The following is a 15601-nucleotide window of genomic DNA, read 5'->3' as shown; positions in this document are numbered from 1 at the left end:
AGACATAACGAAACTCCAGTACGGTTACAGTTGAGCGGCCAACATGTCTTCCAGCTTCTGCTGGTCGACGGCGAACAGGCGAATGCCTTCGGCGAGTTTCTCCACCGCCATGGCGTCCTGGTTGTGCAGCCAGCGGAACTCCGCTTCGGCCAGCGGAGCCGGTTGGTGGAAGCCTTCGGTAGACGGGGTCAGCTTGCGCTCAACCGGCCGGTCGCTGTTTTTCAGCTGTTCCAGCAGGTTCGGCGCGATGGTCAGACGATCGCAGCCGGCCAGCGCCAGAATTTGCTCAACCTTGCGGAAGCTGGCGCCCATGATCACTGTCTGGTAACGATGACGCTTGTAGTATTCATAGATGGTACGCACCGACTTCACGCCCGGATCCTGATCGGCATCGTAGTCGGCGGCAGGCTGTTTAGCCTGATACCAGTCATAGATGCGGCCGACGAACGGCGAGATCAGATACACGCCGGCTTCGGCGCAGGCGCGGGCCTGAGCGAAAGAGAACAGCAGCGTCAGGTTGGTGTTGATGCCTTCTTTTTCCAGCTCTTCGGCGGCTTTGATGCCTTCCCAGGTGGAGGCCAGCTTGATCAGAATGCGCGACTTGTCGATGCCTTGCTCTTGATACATGGCGATCAGCTTACGCGCTTTGGCGACACACATGCCGCGATCGAACGACAGACGGGCGTCCACTTCGGTAGAGATGCGGCCCGGCACGCTTTTGAGGATCTCGACGCCGATGTTGACCGCCAGCTTATCGCTGGCGTTGATCAGCTGGGTTTCCTTGCTGCCACCCTGGCGGCGGGCATATTCCAGCGCTTCGGTGATCAGCGCTTTGTACTGCGGCAGCGCGGCGGCTTTCAGGATCAGCGAAGGGTTGGTGGTGGCGTCCTGGGGTTCGAACTGGCGGATGGATTCGATATCGCCGCTGTCGGCGACCACCGTGGTCAGCTGCTTGAGTGCGTCTAATTGATTCATTGATAAGCTCCTTGACCAAGCTCAACGTAGGGAAATGAGAACCTTTTTCATCATAGGGGGAACACACTGCATCATCGGGTCGGGAATGAAAATGCGCTTTTTCTGATTGTTGCGATGGATAATAACAATGGATGCCGAGTAAACCCAGGCGGAGCGCGGCTTGCGCGCGACCGCCATCGAGGCTGAAAGCGGTTTAACGCCGCCCGACCACGTTTTCGTAGTAGCCGATTCGTTCGACCTTCGGCGCTGAACCGCCCCCTTCAAATTCCGATTCCAGCCAGGCATCGACGATGGTTTTCGCCAGCTCTGCGCCGATGACCCGCGCGCCCAGCGTGATGATTTGCGCATCATTGCTTTTGCGCGCCCGTTGGGCGGAGTAAGTATCGTGACATTGCGCCGCGCGAATGCCGGGCACTTTATTGGCCACGATACTCATGCCGATGCCGGTGCCGCACAGCAGGATCCCCCGCCGATGTTTTTCCTCCCGTATCGCCTGCGCGACGCGATAGGCGATATCGGGATAGATCCCGGCTTCTGCGGCGCGATCCGTCGTGTAGTCAATGACGGGGATATCCCGTTGTTGCAGGTGGGCGACGATCAGATCCTTGAGTTCAATGGCGGCATCATCGGCGCCGATGGCGATAGGCAGCATAGCGGTCTCCTGGTTGATAACGAAAAGGGCGGCGATCCTCGGTGGCGCCACGTTCATTACCGTATCTCTGTTTTATCAAATGTTCAATTGATGATCTTTTGTTTTTTCGTATTGCTCTTCTTTGTTCCACTAAAAAGGTGATTTGTGTCACTGATTAAGGGTTTTAAAGCGTTACCCATCCTTGGGTAGGTGGGTTTTTGAGCGATATCACACTTTAACAAGTTCGCTGTGGGCAAATTGAACGCTTGGCGTTAGTGTTCATTTGTTCTTTGTTTGTGTTAATGATCAAAAGAAATCACCCTACCAGAGGAGAGTGCTATGTGTCAGACCTGCATAACAGAGGCGAAAATGGCGGACGGTATCCCCGAGATCATGAAGGCGGTAGTGGCGTACGCTCCTAAAGATTACCGCCTGGAACAGGTGCCGGTACCGAAGGTTGGCCCGAAAGAGATCCTGGTGAAGATCGAGGCCTGCGGCATCTGCGCCGGCGATGTTAAAGCGTTCGAGGGGGCGCCCAGCTTCTGGGGCGATGAAAAACAGCCGGCGTATATTAAGGCGCCGATGATCCCCGGTCATGAATTTATCGGCCACGTGGTGGGATATGGCGATGGCGTTGAGGGGTTCAAGATCGGCGATCGGGTGATATCAGAACAAATTGTCCCCTGCTGGCAATGCCGCTTCTGCAACCGCGGCCAGTATTGGATGTGCGAAAAGCATGACCTGTACGGTTTCCAGAAAAACGTCAACGGCGGCATGGCTGAGTACATGAAGTTCACCAAAGAGGCGATCAACTATCATGTGCCGGCCGATCTGCCGATCGAAAAAGCCATTCTGATCGAACCCTATGCTTGCTCCTTCCATGCGGTGCAGCGCGCCAATATCAAGCTGGGGGACGTCGTGGTGTTGGCCGGGGCCGGCACCCTGGGGTTGGGCATGATCGGGGCCATCAAAAAGTCCGGGCCCTCGAAGCTGGTGGTGCTGGATCTGTCCGACGATCGTCTGGCCCTGGCGAAGCGCTTCGGCGCGGATGTGACGCTGAATCCGACCCGTGACGACGTGCCTGCGGTCATTAAAGCGATGACCGACGGCTACGGTTGCGACATCTATATCGAGGCGACCGGCGCGCAAAAGTCCGTGGAACAAGGCCTGACGCTGATTCGCAAGCTCGGCACCTTCGTCGAATTTTCCGTTTTCAAAGATCCGGTGACCGTCGACTGGAGCATCATCAGCGACCGCAAGGAGCTGGACGTGCTCGGTTCGCACCTCGGCCCTTACTGCTACCCGCTGGTGATCGAAGGCATCGCCAATGGCGATCTGCCGACCGAAGGCGTGGTGACGCATACGTTGCCGCTGGAACAGTTCGCCGAGGGCTTCGAACTGATGAAGCGCGGCGTGGGTTCAATCAAAGTGGTGCTCAATCCAAACCTCTGAAGCCTGCGTCGTTCCTCGGGTGCGGGCGAGCCCGCGCCTCCATAATCACATGTGCTGGGGTGTTCTATGTTGCATGGACTGATTCATCGCATTGGTCTGTCACCGAAATTGCTGCTGGGCTATGCCGGCGTGCTGGTGTTCATGATGGGCGAAGGGCTGGAGCAAGGATGGCTGTCGCCTTATTTGATCGGCAAGGGGCTTAGCATTCAAGAATCGGCGTTGTTGTTCAGCGTTTATGGCTTCGCCGCCGCAATCGCCGCCTGGTTTTCCGGGGTATTGGCGGAGATCTTCACCGCCCGGCGAGTCATGCTGGCGGGTTTGCTGCTGTTTTTGTTCGGTTCGGTGTGTTTTCTGACGTTCGGGTTGCCGAGCAACAACCTGTCGATCATGGTGCCGACCTATGCGCTGCGAGGTTTGGGTTATCCGCTGTTCGCTTACGGTTTTCTGGTGTGGGTGGCGTATGAGGCGCCGCCGGAAAGGCTGGGGTCGGCGGTGGGGATTTTCTGGTTCGTCTACAGCGGCGGGCTCAGCGTGTTGGGGGTGCTGTATTCCAGCATCATGCTGCCTTATCTCGGCGAAATCCACACGCTGTGGAGCGCGCTTATCTTCGTCGTGCTGGGCGCGGTGATTGCGCTGATGCTCAATCGCAGCGAAGGCACCGCGGAGCGAGGCAATCGGGAAAAAGCCTCGCTGGCTTACGTTCTGAAAGGCATCACCATCGCGTTCGAAAACCCGAAGATCGGCCTGGGCGGCATCGTGCGCACCATTAATACCTCTGCGGCTTACGGCTTCGTCGTATTCATGCCGATGTACATGATGGATATGGGCTTCACCCGTACGCATTGGCTGCAGATGTACGCCGCGCTGTGGACGGTCAACATCATTTTCAACCTGATTTTCGGCGTGATCAGCGACGGTCTCGGCTGGCGCAATGTGGTGATGTGGTTCGGCTGCGTCGGCTGCGCCCTGACCACGCTGATGTTCTACTACGTGCCGCAATTCTTCGGCGCCAACTACCTGCTGACCGTTTGCGCCGCCGGTTTGTTCGGCGCCTGCCTGGCGGCGTTCGTGCCATTGTCGGCCATCATGCCGTCGCTGGCGCCGGACAATAAGGGCGCGGCGATGTCGATTCTCAATCTGGGCGCCGGCTTGAGCACCTTTGTCGGCCCGGCGGTGGTGGGGCTGTTTATCGGCAGCCTGGGCACCGTTGGCGTGATCTGGATCTTTACCGGCTTGTACCTGTTCAGCGGCGTGCTGATGAAATTCGTCACGCTGCCGAAGGAAAACGCGACGGCGGCGGAAGAACGCGGCGCGAGTTTGGCGAAAATATCCTGACCGATGGTGAAGTTCACAGTTTTAAGGGGAAATTTATGATTAATCATCAAACTATGCCGCCACGCGAACTCTCGCTGCAGGGCAAGGTGGCGTTGATTACCGGCGGCGCTGCGGGTATCGGTCTCGCGATCGCCGAACGCTATCTGCAAAACGGCGCACGCGTGGTGCTGCTTGACCGTGCACCGCAGGTGGTGGAAGTGGCGCGGCAACTGCACGCCGAGGCGGCGTTGGGCGTTGTGGCTGACGTGACCGATTCGGCCTCGGTGGACCGGGCGGTGGCGCAGGCCGAAGCGCATTTCGGGCGGCTGGACGTGCTGGTCAACAGCGCCGGTATCGTCGCGCTGCATCCGGCCGAGGAGCTGCCGGAAACGGCGTGGGATGCAACCCTGGCGGTCAATCTGAAAGGCGTGTTTCTCACCTGCCAGGCGGTGGGGCGCCGTTTCATTCGCCAGCGCGGCGGCAGCATCATCAATCTCGCCTCGCAGGCCGGCGTAGTGGCTTTGCCTAATCACCTGGCCTATTGCGCCAGCAAAGCGGGCGTTATCGGCTTGACCCAGGTGCTGGCGTTGGAGTGGGGGCCGTACAACGTGCGGGTCAACGCCATTTCACCCACCGTGGTTTTGACGGAGCTGGGGCGCAAAGCCTGGTCTGGCGAGGTAGCGGAGCAGATGAAGCAGAAAATTCCGCTGCGGCGCTTCGCCGAGCCGCAAGATATCGCCGCCAGCGCTCTGTTTTTGGCCGGTGACGCGGCAGCGATGATCACCGGCGCCAACCTGGTGGTCGACGGCGGATACACCATTCAATAATTCCTTATTCAGGCGACAGAGAGGCCGCGATGAACAGAATCATTAACGATCCCGATCACGTAGTGGAAGACGCCATTCAGGGCTATCAGCTGGCCCATCCGAACTATTACGCCGCCACCGACAATGCGCGGGTGTTGAAATACCCGGCGGCGCCGATCGCCGGTAAAGTGGGCATTGTCACCGGCGGCGGTTCCGGTCATGAGCCGGCGTTCCTGGGTTATGTCGGCAAGAACATGCTGGACGCCGTTGCGATTGGCGAAATTTTTTCTTCTCCTACGGCAGGGGCGTTTCTCGACGCCTTCAAGGCGGCGGACAGCGGTGCCGGCGTGGCTTGTTTGTACGGCAACTACGCCGGCGACAACATGAACGTCAAGATGGCGATCAAGAAGGCCACGGCGGCCGGCATACGGGTGAAAACCGTGGTGGCCAATGATGATGTCGCCTCGGCGCCGGCCAGTGAAATCGAGAAGCGACGCGGCGTGGCCGGAGAAATTCTGATGTGGAAGGTCGGCGCGGCGGCGGCGGCCAAGGGCTACGATCTGGACGGCGTGATCGGCGCGGCGCAAAAAGCCATCGACCGGTGTCGTTCGATCGGCGTCGGCCTCAGTTCCTGCACCATTCCCGCGGTCGGCAAACCCAATTTTCATATCGAAGACGGCAAGATGGAGATCGGCATCGGCCATCACGGCGAACCGGGTATTGAGGTATCGCCGATCCAGTCGGCGTCGGCGATGGCCGGCACCATGCTCGACTTCGTGCTCAACGACATGCCGCTGGAACAGGGCCAGGAGGTGGCGTTGCTGATCTCCGGGCTCGGCGCCACGCCGGTGATGGAGCTGTATATCTATTACGCCGAAATCGAGCGCCGGTTGACGGCGAAAGGCGTGCGGGTGCATCGGCGCTACGTCGGCAATTACTTCACGTCGCTGGAAATGATGGGCGTGACGCTGACGCTGATGACGCTGGATGACGAACTGAAAACGCTGCTGGACATGCCGGCGCAATCCTTAGGTTTAACGCAGGTGGAGTGAATCATGACGGAACAAATTTCAACCCGGTACGGCAGTGAGATCGTTGCGGGGCTGATAGAAACCATTGTCAGCAACCGCGAATACCTGAGCGAAATCGACGGCGCCATCGGCGACGGTGATCACGGCATTAATATGTCGAAGGGATTCGCGATGTGCGGCGACGCCATTCGCGGCCGCGAGCTCACGCTGGCGCAGGCGTTCGATGCGGTTTCGGATGCGCTGATGGAGGGCATCGGCGGTTCGATGGGACCGTTGTACGGTAGCCTGTTCATGGGCATGGCGGAGAGCGTTCGTGAGCGCAGCGTGCTGGATAAGCAGGCGTTTCTGGCGATGTTGCACGGCGGATTGAGCGAACTGCAGGACATCAGCAGCGCGGGCGTGGGCGACAAGTGTCTGATGGATACGCTGATACCGGCGGTAACGGCATTTGAACAAGCGGCGGGGCGCGGTGACGACTTTGCCGCAGCGCTGGAACAAATGAAAATCGCCGCAGAGCGCGGGCGGGACTCCACCCGCGAGCTGGTGGCGAAAATCGGCCGCGCCAGTCGTCTGGGCGAGCGTTCGCGCGGCGTACTGGACGCCGGTGCGGTCTCTTGTTGTCTGCTCTTGACCCGATTGGCGGACGAGGTGGAGCAACGACTGAATACCGTTGCCGCTTGAACGCGTTATACTAGCGGGCATTCAGCCTTGTCGGAGGGCGGCGTATCGTCCCTCCGCCATCATCAACCGGCCTGCCGTGGGGAAACGTCTAACGGATGGAAAAACAAACTGTGTCCCAGGATAACGAACTGCTGACCGAAATCGCCGTGGCTTATTATCAGGATGAGATCACGCAGGAAGAGATCGCCAAGAAGTTCGGCATCTCGCGGATCAAAGTCGGTCGCTTGCTCAAACGCGCCAAGGAAGAGGGCATCGTCGAGATCAACGTGCGTTATCACCCGGTATTCAGTACCCGGCTGGAGCAACAAATGCTGGAGCGTTTTCCCATCAGCCGCGCGCTGATTGCGCTCGACCATCAGGACGAAGAGGAGCAGCGGCGACAGGTGGCGGCGCTGGTGTCCAACTATCTGGCAATGTCGTTGAAAGACGAAATGGTGTTGGCGGTCGGGCAGGGACGCAACGTGGCGGCGATCGCCGATCACGTCGGCAGCGTGACGGAACGCAACTGCAAGTTTATCTGCGGCATCGGCGGCACGCACCGTCCGGGCGATGCGATCAACGCCGACCACATCAGCCGGCGTTTGGCGAAGAAGTTCGGCGGCAGCAGCGAGACGCTCTATGCGCCGGCCTACGTCGAAAATCGCGCGTTGAAAGAGGCTTTCATGCAGAACGGCACGATTAAGGAAACGCTGGATCGCGCCCGTAAAGCCGATGTGGCGCTGGTTGGCATTGGCGATATGAATGAAAACAGCTACATGGTGAAGTTGGGCTGGTTCACGCCGCATGAGATTATCGACGCCAGCCTTAATCAGGGCGTGATCGGCGATATCGCCGGCTATGACTTTTTCAACGCTCAGGGGCAGCACGTCGACACGGTGATGAATGACCGAGTGATCGGGCTGAGCATTGATGAACTGCGCAAAATTCCTTGTGTGATCGCCATTGCTTCCGAGAATACCAAGGCGCTGGCGATTCTGGGGGCATTGCGCACCGGCGCCATCGATATTATCGCCACCAGCGCGCTCAATGTGCGCACTATCCTCAACATGTCGCAATAGCGGCACCTGCAAAAAAAAGGGTTCAGCGCCAGGCTGAACCCTCCAGAGATGTCCCCCTTTTGACGGATTAGTTGCTCAGGTTGACGTCGATCGCCTGATAGAAGGCGTTGGCGGTATCGGCTATGTCCCACACGGCAAGGATCACGTGCGAACCGCTGCGATCTGCTGGTATGTTGCACTGGTGGGTGACCTGAGCGGCCGGGATGGCGCCGCCATCGTTGAACTGGCAGAACGGCGTCAGGTCAAAGGAAGCGCGGGTCAGCGGCTGAGAAGCGTCCCAGTTCGGTTTGGTGATGAAATAGCGCCAGCTGGTGGTGCTGTGACGCGCGGTCAGTTTCCAGGTAAAGGAGTTCGGGCCGGTTTTCAGGTTGAGCTTGTTCCAGCGCGTCGGCGTTTGCTGATCCAGCTCGAAGAAAGTGGACTTGTTGGCGCTGGCGATGTGGCCGTCAACCGGGCCGGCCTGCGGGAAGCCTTTCAGGCCTTCGACGCTCTGCGGTTCATATTGCACGCTGCCGCACTGCGTGTTGAGCTGCAGTTTGCACTGATAGGCGCGGCTGGCCGGCGACTCGACATAACCGTGGGCATTCGCCTGTTGCGAAACGCCGAACATGGCCGCGCTCAGCAGGCCCAGAGAGAGCAGGGTACGGGAAGTTTTGTTCATAAGTCACTCCTGACTGAAATTATGTTGTAAGTTGAGCGTATTTCACCGACAAAATGAGAGACTAATAACGCAATTGGAAATAACCCTTCTTGTCGGCTTGTTTTATTTTTATCATTCTGGTTGTGCGATAGAGCGGAATGTTTTAACGGCTATTAACGAAAATTATTATGATGACGATCTTTGATCGTTAGGCTGAATTTATTTAACTGTCACAGTGTAAAAACACGGCGCTATGATGAAATTTATATCATGTAGTGATGAATAGTATTTAAGATAGCGCTCTCATTTATGAAGTATATTGCTTGTTGCCTTGAGTACCCTTGTTCGACTTGATCGATTTTTGTGCGCCACCACCTCGGGAATTTAGTGTCATTTTTCTTATTTTATTTTAAAGAGGAATTTGTATGACTAGATTATCCCTGGACGCGATTAAAATAATCAGCACCATCAAGAGCACCGGCTCTTTCTCTATGGCGGCGGAGGCGTTGCATAAAACACCTTCGGCGATCTCTTATCGGGTTTCCAATATTGAAAGCAAACTCTGTGTGAAACTTTTTCATCGCAATGGCCCTATGATTACCCTGACGGATGAAGGGGAGTTTCTCCTGCAGGAAGGCAGTTGGATTTTAAATGCGGTGCAGGATCTGGAAAGCCGGGTGCGCAACATCCCCAAGCTGGACAATAATATCCGCCTGGCGGTAGACACCTTCTTCCCGCTGGAAACGCTGACGCAGGATATCCGCGACTATATTCAACATTGCCCGAACGCCAATATCTCGGTGCAGCGGGAAGCGTTGAACGGCACCTGGGATGCGCTGAAGAACAACCGGGCGGATCTGATCATCGCCATCGGCCAAATCCCCGACAGCGTGCAGGCCAAAACCCTGATGCTCGGCAAGCTCAATTTCGTGATGTGTGTATCGCCTTCCCACCCGTTCGCGGCGCAGAGAAAGCCGGTATGCAAGAAGCAGCGGCTGAACGACATCGTGGTAGTGATCGCCGACAGCAGCCATGAGCTGCCCAAACGCAATCACGGCACGCTGCCTCTGCAGCGTCAACTGGTGGTATGCGATGTGGAAAGCAACCTGGCGCTGCTCAAGCGCGGCATCGGCCACGCTTTTTTGCCGCCTGCGCTGATCGAAAAGGAATTAGCCAGCGGTGAACTGGTGACGGTGCCGGTGGAGATGCAAAAGGGCGACGAAATGATTTGGCTGGCGTGGCATCCGGCCAGCAAGGGCGCCGGGTTTAACTGGTGGCATGAGCGGCTGACGCGCAAAAGCGATGTCTACAGCCTGATGGGCCGCGAAGTGGTGCGGGATGGCGGTTATCCATGGTGCCATAACTGAAGGAATAGAGACGAAGGGACGCGAAAATCAAACGGTTAACTCAATGAAAACCCCGCAGCATTCGGCTACGGGGTTTTTTTATGGTTTACGCCACGCGGCCCACCTTCAGCCAGGCGCTGTCTGAACCCGGCGCAGAGGTGATGTACCCCCACTTGGTCTGCCAGACGTAACCCTGATAGGACACCAGCGCGCCCTGCGCGTAAATGGTGCCCGGCACGTAGGCCGGTGCCGTCATGATCGGCAGGTTGCCGGGGCCGACGCCGGTGTAGCGCAGGCCGGTGCCCATATCCAGCTGGCTGTCGTCGTAGTCCGCGGCGTTGAAATAGCGATCCAGCGCGGCCAGCAGATCGCCGTTGCGGTTGTCTTGCCCCAGATGCCAGAACATCACGCCGCCCAGTTGCTGCTGCTTGATGTACTTCGCTTTGTATTTGAAGCTCTCGGCGTCGTCATAGGTGACGAACAGCCCGTTTTGCGCATGATACAGGTAAGGGGTTTTGGTCTTGTCGTTCCACAACCGCTGATAGCCGTAGTTGCCCTGCAGCATCTGCTCCAGCTGGCGATAGGACGCGATGCGCGGATCCTTGTCGCGCACACACTCTTCGCAGCCCACCAGCCAGTAGTCGGTGCTCGGATACGGATCTTCGCCCGGCGTGCTGTGGCTGCTGTATTGCCCGCCGTTGCCGCCGCTGACGCCCTTGAAGGCGCGGCCGTAAAACGGCACGCCCATCACGATTTTGGCGCTCGGCACCCCTTCCATCATCAGGTGTTGCTGCACCGCGGCATCGACCGTCAGGCTGAACGGGCTGGGGAAGGCGCGGGTCAGCTCTTCCCAGCTCCAGCCCAGATTGGCTTCGCGCAGCGCATTGTAGAAGGTCGGCCCGGCCGCGTCGCCGAACAGCGCCGCCTGGTGGTTGGTGATCTTCTCCCAGGGGCCGGCCAGATCGTAGGTCATCAGGTTGATGTAATCGAGCGGCGCGACGATCTGCGCCAGCTTGCTGTAATAGCGCGACAGGAAGAAGGCGCCGCCGGCGCCGGCGATGGTCAACTGATACGGCAGCGCCTGGCGGCCGTCAGCGACGGTTTGCTGATTCAGCAGGGTGCGGATCTCTTGCAGCGCGGCGATGAAGCCGTCCACTTCTGCCGCTTGCGGATACTCCCAGTCGATGTCCACGCCGTCGAAGCCGTAATCCTTCATGATGCGTACGCAGGATTGGGCGAACTTGGTGCGCGACGCCGGGGTTTTCACCGCGTTGACGTAGTTGGCGTGCGACACGCCCAGATCGTTGGAGTAGTACCAGCCGCCGATGGAGAACATGATGCGCAGGTTGGGGTTGTGCGCTTTGAGCGCGGTCAGGCGCTTGACCACATCGCGCGCTTTGGCGTCGTTGGTGGCCGGATCCCAGGCGCATTCCAGGTTGCTGTTGATATCCAGGAAAGAGAAGTTGATGTGCGTCAGCTGTTTGGCTTTGGCCGGCGTGATGTTGGATACCGGGAATGGCACGATGGAGGTATCGGACTCGGTGTAATTATTGATTTGGTTGGTTGGAATAAAATAATACCCAATAACGGCTTTGCGTGTGGACATGGTATTTCTCCAGAGTGGATGTTTTTATGATGGGGAAGTATTTCCCACCGCCATTAATGTTTATTTTTCGTAAAAACAAAAGTCGAAATAAATCACGATAATAATGAAATTTTATTAACTGTCGCATCCACGGGCGCTAATCTGTTGTGCCAGCGTTCAGCATGAATGAATTCGACCATAGGTCCTGTATTTATTCATTTGCTTTGTAATAGCATCCTTAACTAGATTCTGATTATCCGATGTCCCACCGGCCGTGATTGGCATTTAATTAAAAATAAAAAGGAGATGAGCTATGTCCAGCATAGAGCCTGACGCTGTTGGCTTAATAGTCCAGCGAGTATGTGAATATCTTCAGCCGGTATTGAACGCCATTCTGGCTGGCGTGATGGCGTTATTACATGGCGCCTATCGCAACGTGGGCATTCGGCGACGCTTATTGAATGCGGCGATGTGTGCGCTGTTGGCCTGGACGGTGCGCGATGCGTTAGCGCTGATGGGCCTGGAATTAAATTGGGCGAATTTGGCCAGCGTACTGATTGGTTTTATGGGGGCGGATTACATCAACGCCTTAATTAAAAAATTCATCGGCAAAAAGACGGGGTTTAAAAATGTTAAATGACATCGAAGATATTCGCTTTACCGCCCGCAGCGAAGAAAATCTGCGTGGCGTGCATCCGGATTTGGTGCGCGTTATTCGTTTGGCGCTGCGTTATTCACTGGTGCCGTTTTCCGTCAGCGAGGGGCTGCGCAGTATGGCACGCCAGAGGGAAATGGTGCGCGCCGGCAGCAGCCAAACGCTGCGCAGCCGCCATCTGACCGGGCATGCGGTGGATGTGGTCGCGATGCCGGCAGGCGTGGTCTCCTGGGAGTGGGATTACTATGCGCAGATCGCGGTGGCGGTGCGGCGCGCGGCGCGTGAATGTGGTATCGACGTCGAATGGGGCGGCGAATGGAAAACCCTCAAGGATGGCCCGCACTTCCAGCTGCCGTTTCGGGACTACCCGGCATGAGCGGCTGGCTGCAGAAGCTGGCGCAGGGCGGGTTGTTGTTGCTGTTGCTGGCGGCCATTTGCCTCGGCGGCTATAGCTCGCTGTTGTCGCACCAGTTGGCCTCCGCGCGGCAACAGGCGGCGGAATTGCAGAAAAGCCTGGCGCAGCAGGCGGGGCTTATCGCCACCTTGCAGACTCAGGACGCGCAAAACCGCGCGCTGATGGCGGCGCAGCAGCGGCAGGAACAGCAGCTGCGCCAGCAACACGACGCTTATCAGAGGAAATACCGTGAAGCGATTAAAAACGATCCCTGCGCCGCTCGGCCTCTGCCTGGCGCTGTGCTTGAGCTCCTGCGCCCAGCCGCCGGCGCCGCAGGCCGTGCCGCTGTTGCCCCCTGAGTCGGTGTTCGCGCCCTGCGAACAGCCGCAGCTGCAGGGGGAGACCTGGGGTGATGCGGTAAGCTATACCCTGGCGTTACAAACCTCGTTACACATTTGCGCCGGCCAGGTGGAGACGCTCAACGCCTGGCGCGCCACGCTGCCGTCGCACTGACGGCGGCGCTTCTCTGACTCGTCCCGCAGGCCTTCTTTTTTTACTTTTAAAACGGTATTTCGACCAAGGTTATGGCGTGCTTCAAAGTTTGTGATGTTTCTCTCACTATACTTCAAGGCTGTGCCCTGTCATTGTACCTGGGCGCCATGGCCCACGGCAGGGCGCAGCCTCAAAGCCTTACCTCAACATAAAAGCAAAAAACAAAGGAATCCATAATGGACGAACAGCTCAAACAGAGTGCCCTTGATTTCCATCAGTTTCCTGTCCCAGGGAAGATCCAGGTTTCCCCCACCAAACCGTTGGCGACCCAGCGCGATCTGGCGCTGGCCTATTCGCCGGGCGTCGCCGCGCCTTGCCTCGAGATCGCCGAAGATCCGCTGGCGGCGTACAAATACACCGCACGCGGCAATCTGGTGGCGGTGATTTCCAACGGCACGGCGGTACTGGGTCTGGGCAATATCGGCGCGTTGGCCGGTAAGCCGGTGATGGAAGGCAAGGGCGTTTTGTTCAAGAAGTTTTCCGGTATTGATGTATTTGATATCGAAGTGGATGAGCATAACCCTGACAAATTAATCGACATTATCGCCGCGTTGGAACCGACCTTCGGCGGTATCAACCTGGAAGACATCAAGGCGCCGGAGTGTTTCTACATCGAGCAGAAACTGCGTGAGCGCATGAAGATCCCGGTGTTCCACGACGACCAGCACGGCACGGCGATCATCACCACTGCGGCGGTGCTCAACGGCCTGCGCGTGGTGAAGAAGAATATCTCCGACGTGCGTTTGGTGGTGTCCGGCGCCGGCGCGGCGTCTATCGCCTGTCTGAACCTGCTGGTGGCGCTGGGGCTGCGTCAACAGAACATCACCGTCTGTGACTCGAAGGGCGTCATCTATAAAGGCCGCGACGCCAACATGGAGCAGACCAAGGCCGCCTATGCCATCGAGGATAACGGCCAGCGCACGTTGGGCGATGCCATCCCGAACGCCGACATCTTCCTCGGTTGCTCCGGCCCGGGCGTCCTGACGCAGGATATGGTGAAAACCATGGCGCGCGATCCGCTGATCATGGCGCTGGCTAACCCGGAACCGGAAATTCTGCCGCCGCTGGCCAAAGCGGTGCGTCCGGACGCCATCATCTGCACCGGCCGTTCCGACTACCCGAACCAGGTGAACAACGTATTGTGCTTCCCGTTCATCTTCCGCGGCGCACTCGACGTGGGCGCGACCACCATCAACGAAGAGATGAAGCTGGCCTGCGTGCATGCCATCGCCGATCTGGCGCTGGCGGAGCAGAGCGACGTGGTGGCTTCTGCGTATGACGACCAGGATCTCTCCTTCGGGCCGGAATACATCATTCCGAAACCGTTCGATCCGCGCCTGATCGTCAAGATCGCGCCGGCGGTAGCCAAGGCGGCGATGGACTCCGGCGTGGCGACGCGACCGATCGAAGACTTCGACGCCTATGTGGAGAAGCTGGCAGAGTTCGTCTACAAAACCAACCTGTTCATGAAACCGATCTTCTCGCAGGCGCGCAAAGAGGTGAAGCGGGTGGTGCTGGCGGAAGGCGAGGAAGAGCGCGTGCTGCACGCCACGCAGGAGCTGGTGTCGCAGGGGCTGGCCTTCCCGATCCTGGTCGGCCGTCCGAGCGTGATCGAGATGCGCTTGAAAAAGCTGGGCCTGCAGCTGACGCCGGGCAAAGATTTCGAAGTGGTGAACAACGAGTCGGATCCGCGCTTCAACGAATACTGGGGCGAGTACTACCAGATCATGAAACGCCGCGGCGTTTCGCAAGAGCAGGCGCGGCGCGCGGTGATCGGCAACCCGACGCTGATCGCCGCCATCATGCTGCATCGCGGCGAAGCGGATGCGATGATCTGCGGCACCATCGGCAGCTACCACGAGCATTACGACGTGGTGAAGAACGTATTCGGTTTCCGTGAGGGCGCACACGTCGCCGGTGCGATGAACGCGCTGCTGCTGCCGAGCGGCAACACCTTTATCGCCGACACCTACGTCAACGACGATCCGACGCCGGAACAGCTGGCGGAGATCACCCTGATGGCGGCGGAAACCGTGCGCCGCTTCGGCATTGAGCCGAAGGTGGCGCTGCTGTCTCATTCCAGCTTCGGCTCATCTGACTGCCCGGCGGCGCGCAAGATGCGCAAAACGCTGGAGCTGGTGAACGAGCTGGCGCCGGAGTTGGAGATCGACGGTGAAATGCACGGCGACGCCGCGTTGGTGGAAAGCATTCGTCACGATCTGATGCCGGACAGCCCGCTGAAAGGCTCGGCCAACCTGCTGATCATGCCGAACATGGAAGCCGCGCGCATCAGCTACAACCTGCTGCGCGTCTCCTGCTCGGAAGGGGTGACCGTCGGGCCGGTGCTGATGGGGGTCGCCAAGCCGGTGCACATCCTGACGCCGATCGCCTCGGTGCGCCGCATCGTCAACATGGTGGCGCTGGCGGTAGTGGAAGCCCAGACCGAACCGCTGTAAGGCCGGGCTGAGTGACTGGCCCCCT

16 protein-coding genes are annotated in these 15601 nt (G+C 58.3%); 12 read left to right on the top strand and 4 right to left on the bottom strand.

The window, feature by feature from the left end; translation table 11 throughout:
• Positions 1–24: 24 nt before the first annotated feature.
• A complete protein-coding gene (gene tal, locus AAIE04_RS21465) occupies positions 25–975 on the bottom strand; it encodes a transaldolase (protein WP_019453873.1) in 951 nt (316 codons plus the stop codon).
• A gap of 193 nt (positions 976–1168) precedes the next feature.
• Positions 1169–1627 (bottom strand): ribose 5-phosphate isomerase B, encoded by a 459-nt coding sequence (rpiB, locus tag AAIE04_RS21460; protein WP_063919848.1) that lies wholly within the window; start codon positions 1625–1627, stop codon positions 1169–1171.
• Positions 1628–1945: 318 nt separating this feature from the next.
• Here rpiB and AAIE04_RS21455 point away from each other — a divergent pair, with 318 nt between their 5' ends.
• From AAIE04_RS21455 to AAIE04_RS21430, 6 genes are all read left to right on the top strand, one after another.
• On the top strand, positions 1946–3058 hold the full coding sequence (locus AAIE04_RS21455) for an MDR/zinc-dependent alcohol dehydrogenase-like family protein (protein WP_063919847.1): 1113 nt from the start codon (positions 1946–1948) through the stop codon (positions 3056–3058).
• Between the two features lie 66 nt (positions 3059–3124).
• The gene (locus tag AAIE04_RS21450) at positions 3125–4393 is read left to right on the top strand and encodes an MFS transporter (protein WP_063919846.1); all 1269 of its coding nucleotides are present in this window, start codon (positions 3125–3127) and stop codon (positions 4391–4393) included.
• Between the two features lie 35 nt (positions 4394–4428).
• Positions 4429–5199, top strand: a complete 771-nt coding sequence (locus AAIE04_RS21445) for an SDR family oxidoreductase (RefSeq protein WP_154746604.1) — start codon at positions 4429–4431, stop codon at positions 5197–5199.
• 29 nt (positions 5200–5228) lie between these two features.
• The gene (locus tag AAIE04_RS21440) at positions 5229–6230 is read left to right on the top strand and encodes a dihydroxyacetone kinase subunit DhaK (protein WP_063919844.1); all 1002 of its coding nucleotides are present in this window, start codon (positions 5229–5231) and stop codon (positions 6228–6230) included.
• Between the two features lie 3 nt (positions 6231–6233).
• Positions 6234–6890 (top strand): dihydroxyacetone kinase subunit DhaL, encoded by a 657-nt coding sequence (gene dhaL / locus AAIE04_RS21435; RefSeq protein WP_063919843.1) that lies wholly within the window; start codon positions 6234–6236, stop codon positions 6888–6890.
• 95 nt (positions 6891–6985) lie between these two features.
• Positions 6986–7948: a sugar-binding transcriptional regulator gene (locus AAIE04_RS21430; RefSeq protein ID WP_063919842.1), complete on the top strand. Its 963-nt coding sequence runs from the start codon at positions 6986–6988 to the stop codon at positions 7946–7948.
• Between the two features lie 67 nt (positions 7949–8015).
• On the opposite strand, the gene cbp21 is transcribed toward AAIE04_RS21430, so the two are convergent.
• Positions 8016–8609, bottom strand: a complete 594-nt coding sequence (cbp21, locus tag AAIE04_RS21425) for a chitin-binding protein/chitosanase CBP21 (RefSeq protein ID WP_019453872.1) — start codon at positions 8607–8609, stop codon at positions 8016–8018.
• Between the two features lie 404 nt (positions 8610–9013).
• Between cbp21 and AAIE04_RS21420 the strand changes: the two genes are divergently transcribed.
• Positions 9014–9955: a LysR family transcriptional regulator gene (locus tag AAIE04_RS21420; protein ID WP_019453871.1), complete on the top strand. Its 942-nt coding sequence runs from the start codon at positions 9014–9016 to the stop codon at positions 9953–9955.
• Positions 9956–10040: 85 nt separating this feature from the next.
• On the opposite strand, the gene chiB is transcribed toward AAIE04_RS21420, so the two are convergent.
• Positions 10041–11540, bottom strand: coding sequence for a chitinase ChiB (chiB, locus tag AAIE04_RS21415; protein ID WP_063919840.1), 1500 nt, complete (start codon positions 11538–11540; stop codon positions 10041–10043).
• Between the two features lie 292 nt (positions 11541–11832).
• Between chiB and AAIE04_RS21410 the strand changes: the two genes are divergently transcribed.
• The 5 genes from AAIE04_RS21410 to maeB all read left to right on the top strand — a co-directional run bounded on the left by AAIE04_RS21410 (position 11833) and on the right by maeB (position 15576).
• Positions 11833–12159 carry a phage holin, lambda family gene (locus AAIE04_RS21410; protein ID WP_033643982.1) on the top strand — a complete coding sequence of 109 codons (327 nt, stop codon included), beginning with the start codon at positions 11833–11835 and terminating at the stop codon, positions 12157–12159.
• Positions 12160–12169: 10 nt separating this feature from the next.
• Positions 12170–12550, top strand: a complete 381-nt coding sequence (gene chiX / locus AAIE04_RS21405) for an L-Ala D-Glu endopeptidase ChiX (RefSeq protein WP_462933310.1) — start codon at positions 12170–12172, stop codon at positions 12548–12550.
• On the top strand, positions 12547–12927 hold the full coding sequence (locus AAIE04_RS21400; protein ID WP_063919837.1) for a DUF2570 family protein: 381 nt from the start codon (positions 12547–12549) through the stop codon (positions 12925–12927). Before chiX ends, AAIE04_RS21400 begins: the two co-directional genes overlap by 4 nt.
• Positions 12908–13081 carry an Rz1-like lysis system protein LysC gene (lysC, locus tag AAIE04_RS21395; protein ID WP_172837464.1) on the top strand — a complete coding sequence of 58 codons (174 nt, stop codon included), beginning with the start codon at positions 12908–12910 and terminating at the stop codon, positions 13079–13081. Before AAIE04_RS21400 ends, lysC begins: the two co-directional genes overlap by 20 nt.
• Before the next feature lie 215 nt (positions 13082–13296).
• Positions 13297–15576: an NADP-dependent oxaloacetate-decarboxylating malate dehydrogenase gene (maeB, locus tag AAIE04_RS21390; RefSeq protein WP_016926766.1), complete on the top strand. Its 2280-nt coding sequence runs from the start codon at positions 13297–13299 to the stop codon at positions 15574–15576.
• Positions 15577–15601 lie beyond the last annotated feature (25 nt).

Source organism: Serratia sp. Ae19-1 (assembly GCF_059801225.1).
This window is presented reverse-complemented; position numbering and strand designations above follow the sequence as displayed.

Bases quoted from the DNA above. Each gene is read 5' to 3' on its own strand.
- AAIE04_RS21450 (WP_063919846.1), top strand. From the start codon at position 3,125: ATGTTGCATGGACTGATTCATCGCATTGGTCTGTCACCGAAATTGCTG.
- AAIE04_RS21430 (WP_063919842.1), top strand. From the start codon at position 6,986: ATGGAAAAACAAACTGTGTCCCAGGATAACGAACTGCTGACCGAAATC.
- cbp21 (WP_019453872.1), bottom strand. From the start codon at position 8,609: ATGAACAAAACTTCCCGTACCCTGCTCTCTCTGGGCCTGCTGAGCGCG.
- AAIE04_RS21440 (WP_063919844.1), top strand. From the start codon at position 5,229: ATGAACAGAATCATTAACGATCCCGATCACGTAGTGGAAGACGCCATT.
- AAIE04_RS21445 (WP_154746604.1), top strand. From the start codon at position 4,429: ATGATTAATCATCAAACTATGCCGCCACGCGAACTCTCGCTGCAGGGC.
- AAIE04_RS21400 (WP_063919837.1), top strand. From the start codon at position 12,547: ATGAGCGGCTGGCTGCAGAAGCTGGCGCAGGGCGGGTTGTTGTTGCTG.
- tal (WP_019453873.1), bottom strand. From the start codon at position 975: ATGAATCAATTAGACGCACTCAAGCAGCTGACCACGGTGGTCGCCGAC.
- maeB (WP_016926766.1), top strand. From the start codon at position 13,297: ATGGACGAACAGCTCAAACAGAGTGCCCTTGATTTCCATCAGTTTCCT.
- rpiB (WP_063919848.1), bottom strand. From the start codon at position 1,627: ATGCTGCCTATCGCCATCGGCGCCGATGATGCCGCCATTGAACTCAAG.
- AAIE04_RS21420 (WP_019453871.1), top strand. From the start codon at position 9,014: ATGACTAGATTATCCCTGGACGCGATTAAAATAATCAGCACCATCAAG.
- AAIE04_RS21410 (WP_033643982.1), top strand. From the start codon at position 11,833: ATGTCCAGCATAGAGCCTGACGCTGTTGGCTTAATAGTCCAGCGAGTA.
- dhaL (WP_063919843.1), top strand. From the start codon at position 6,234: ATGACGGAACAAATTTCAACCCGGTACGGCAGTGAGATCGTTGCGGGG.
- chiB (WP_063919840.1), bottom strand. From the start codon at position 11,540: ATGTCCACACGCAAAGCCGTTATTGGGTATTATTTTATTCCAACCAAC.
- AAIE04_RS21455 (WP_063919847.1), top strand. From the start codon at position 1,946: ATGTGTCAGACCTGCATAACAGAGGCGAAAATGGCGGACGGTATCCCC.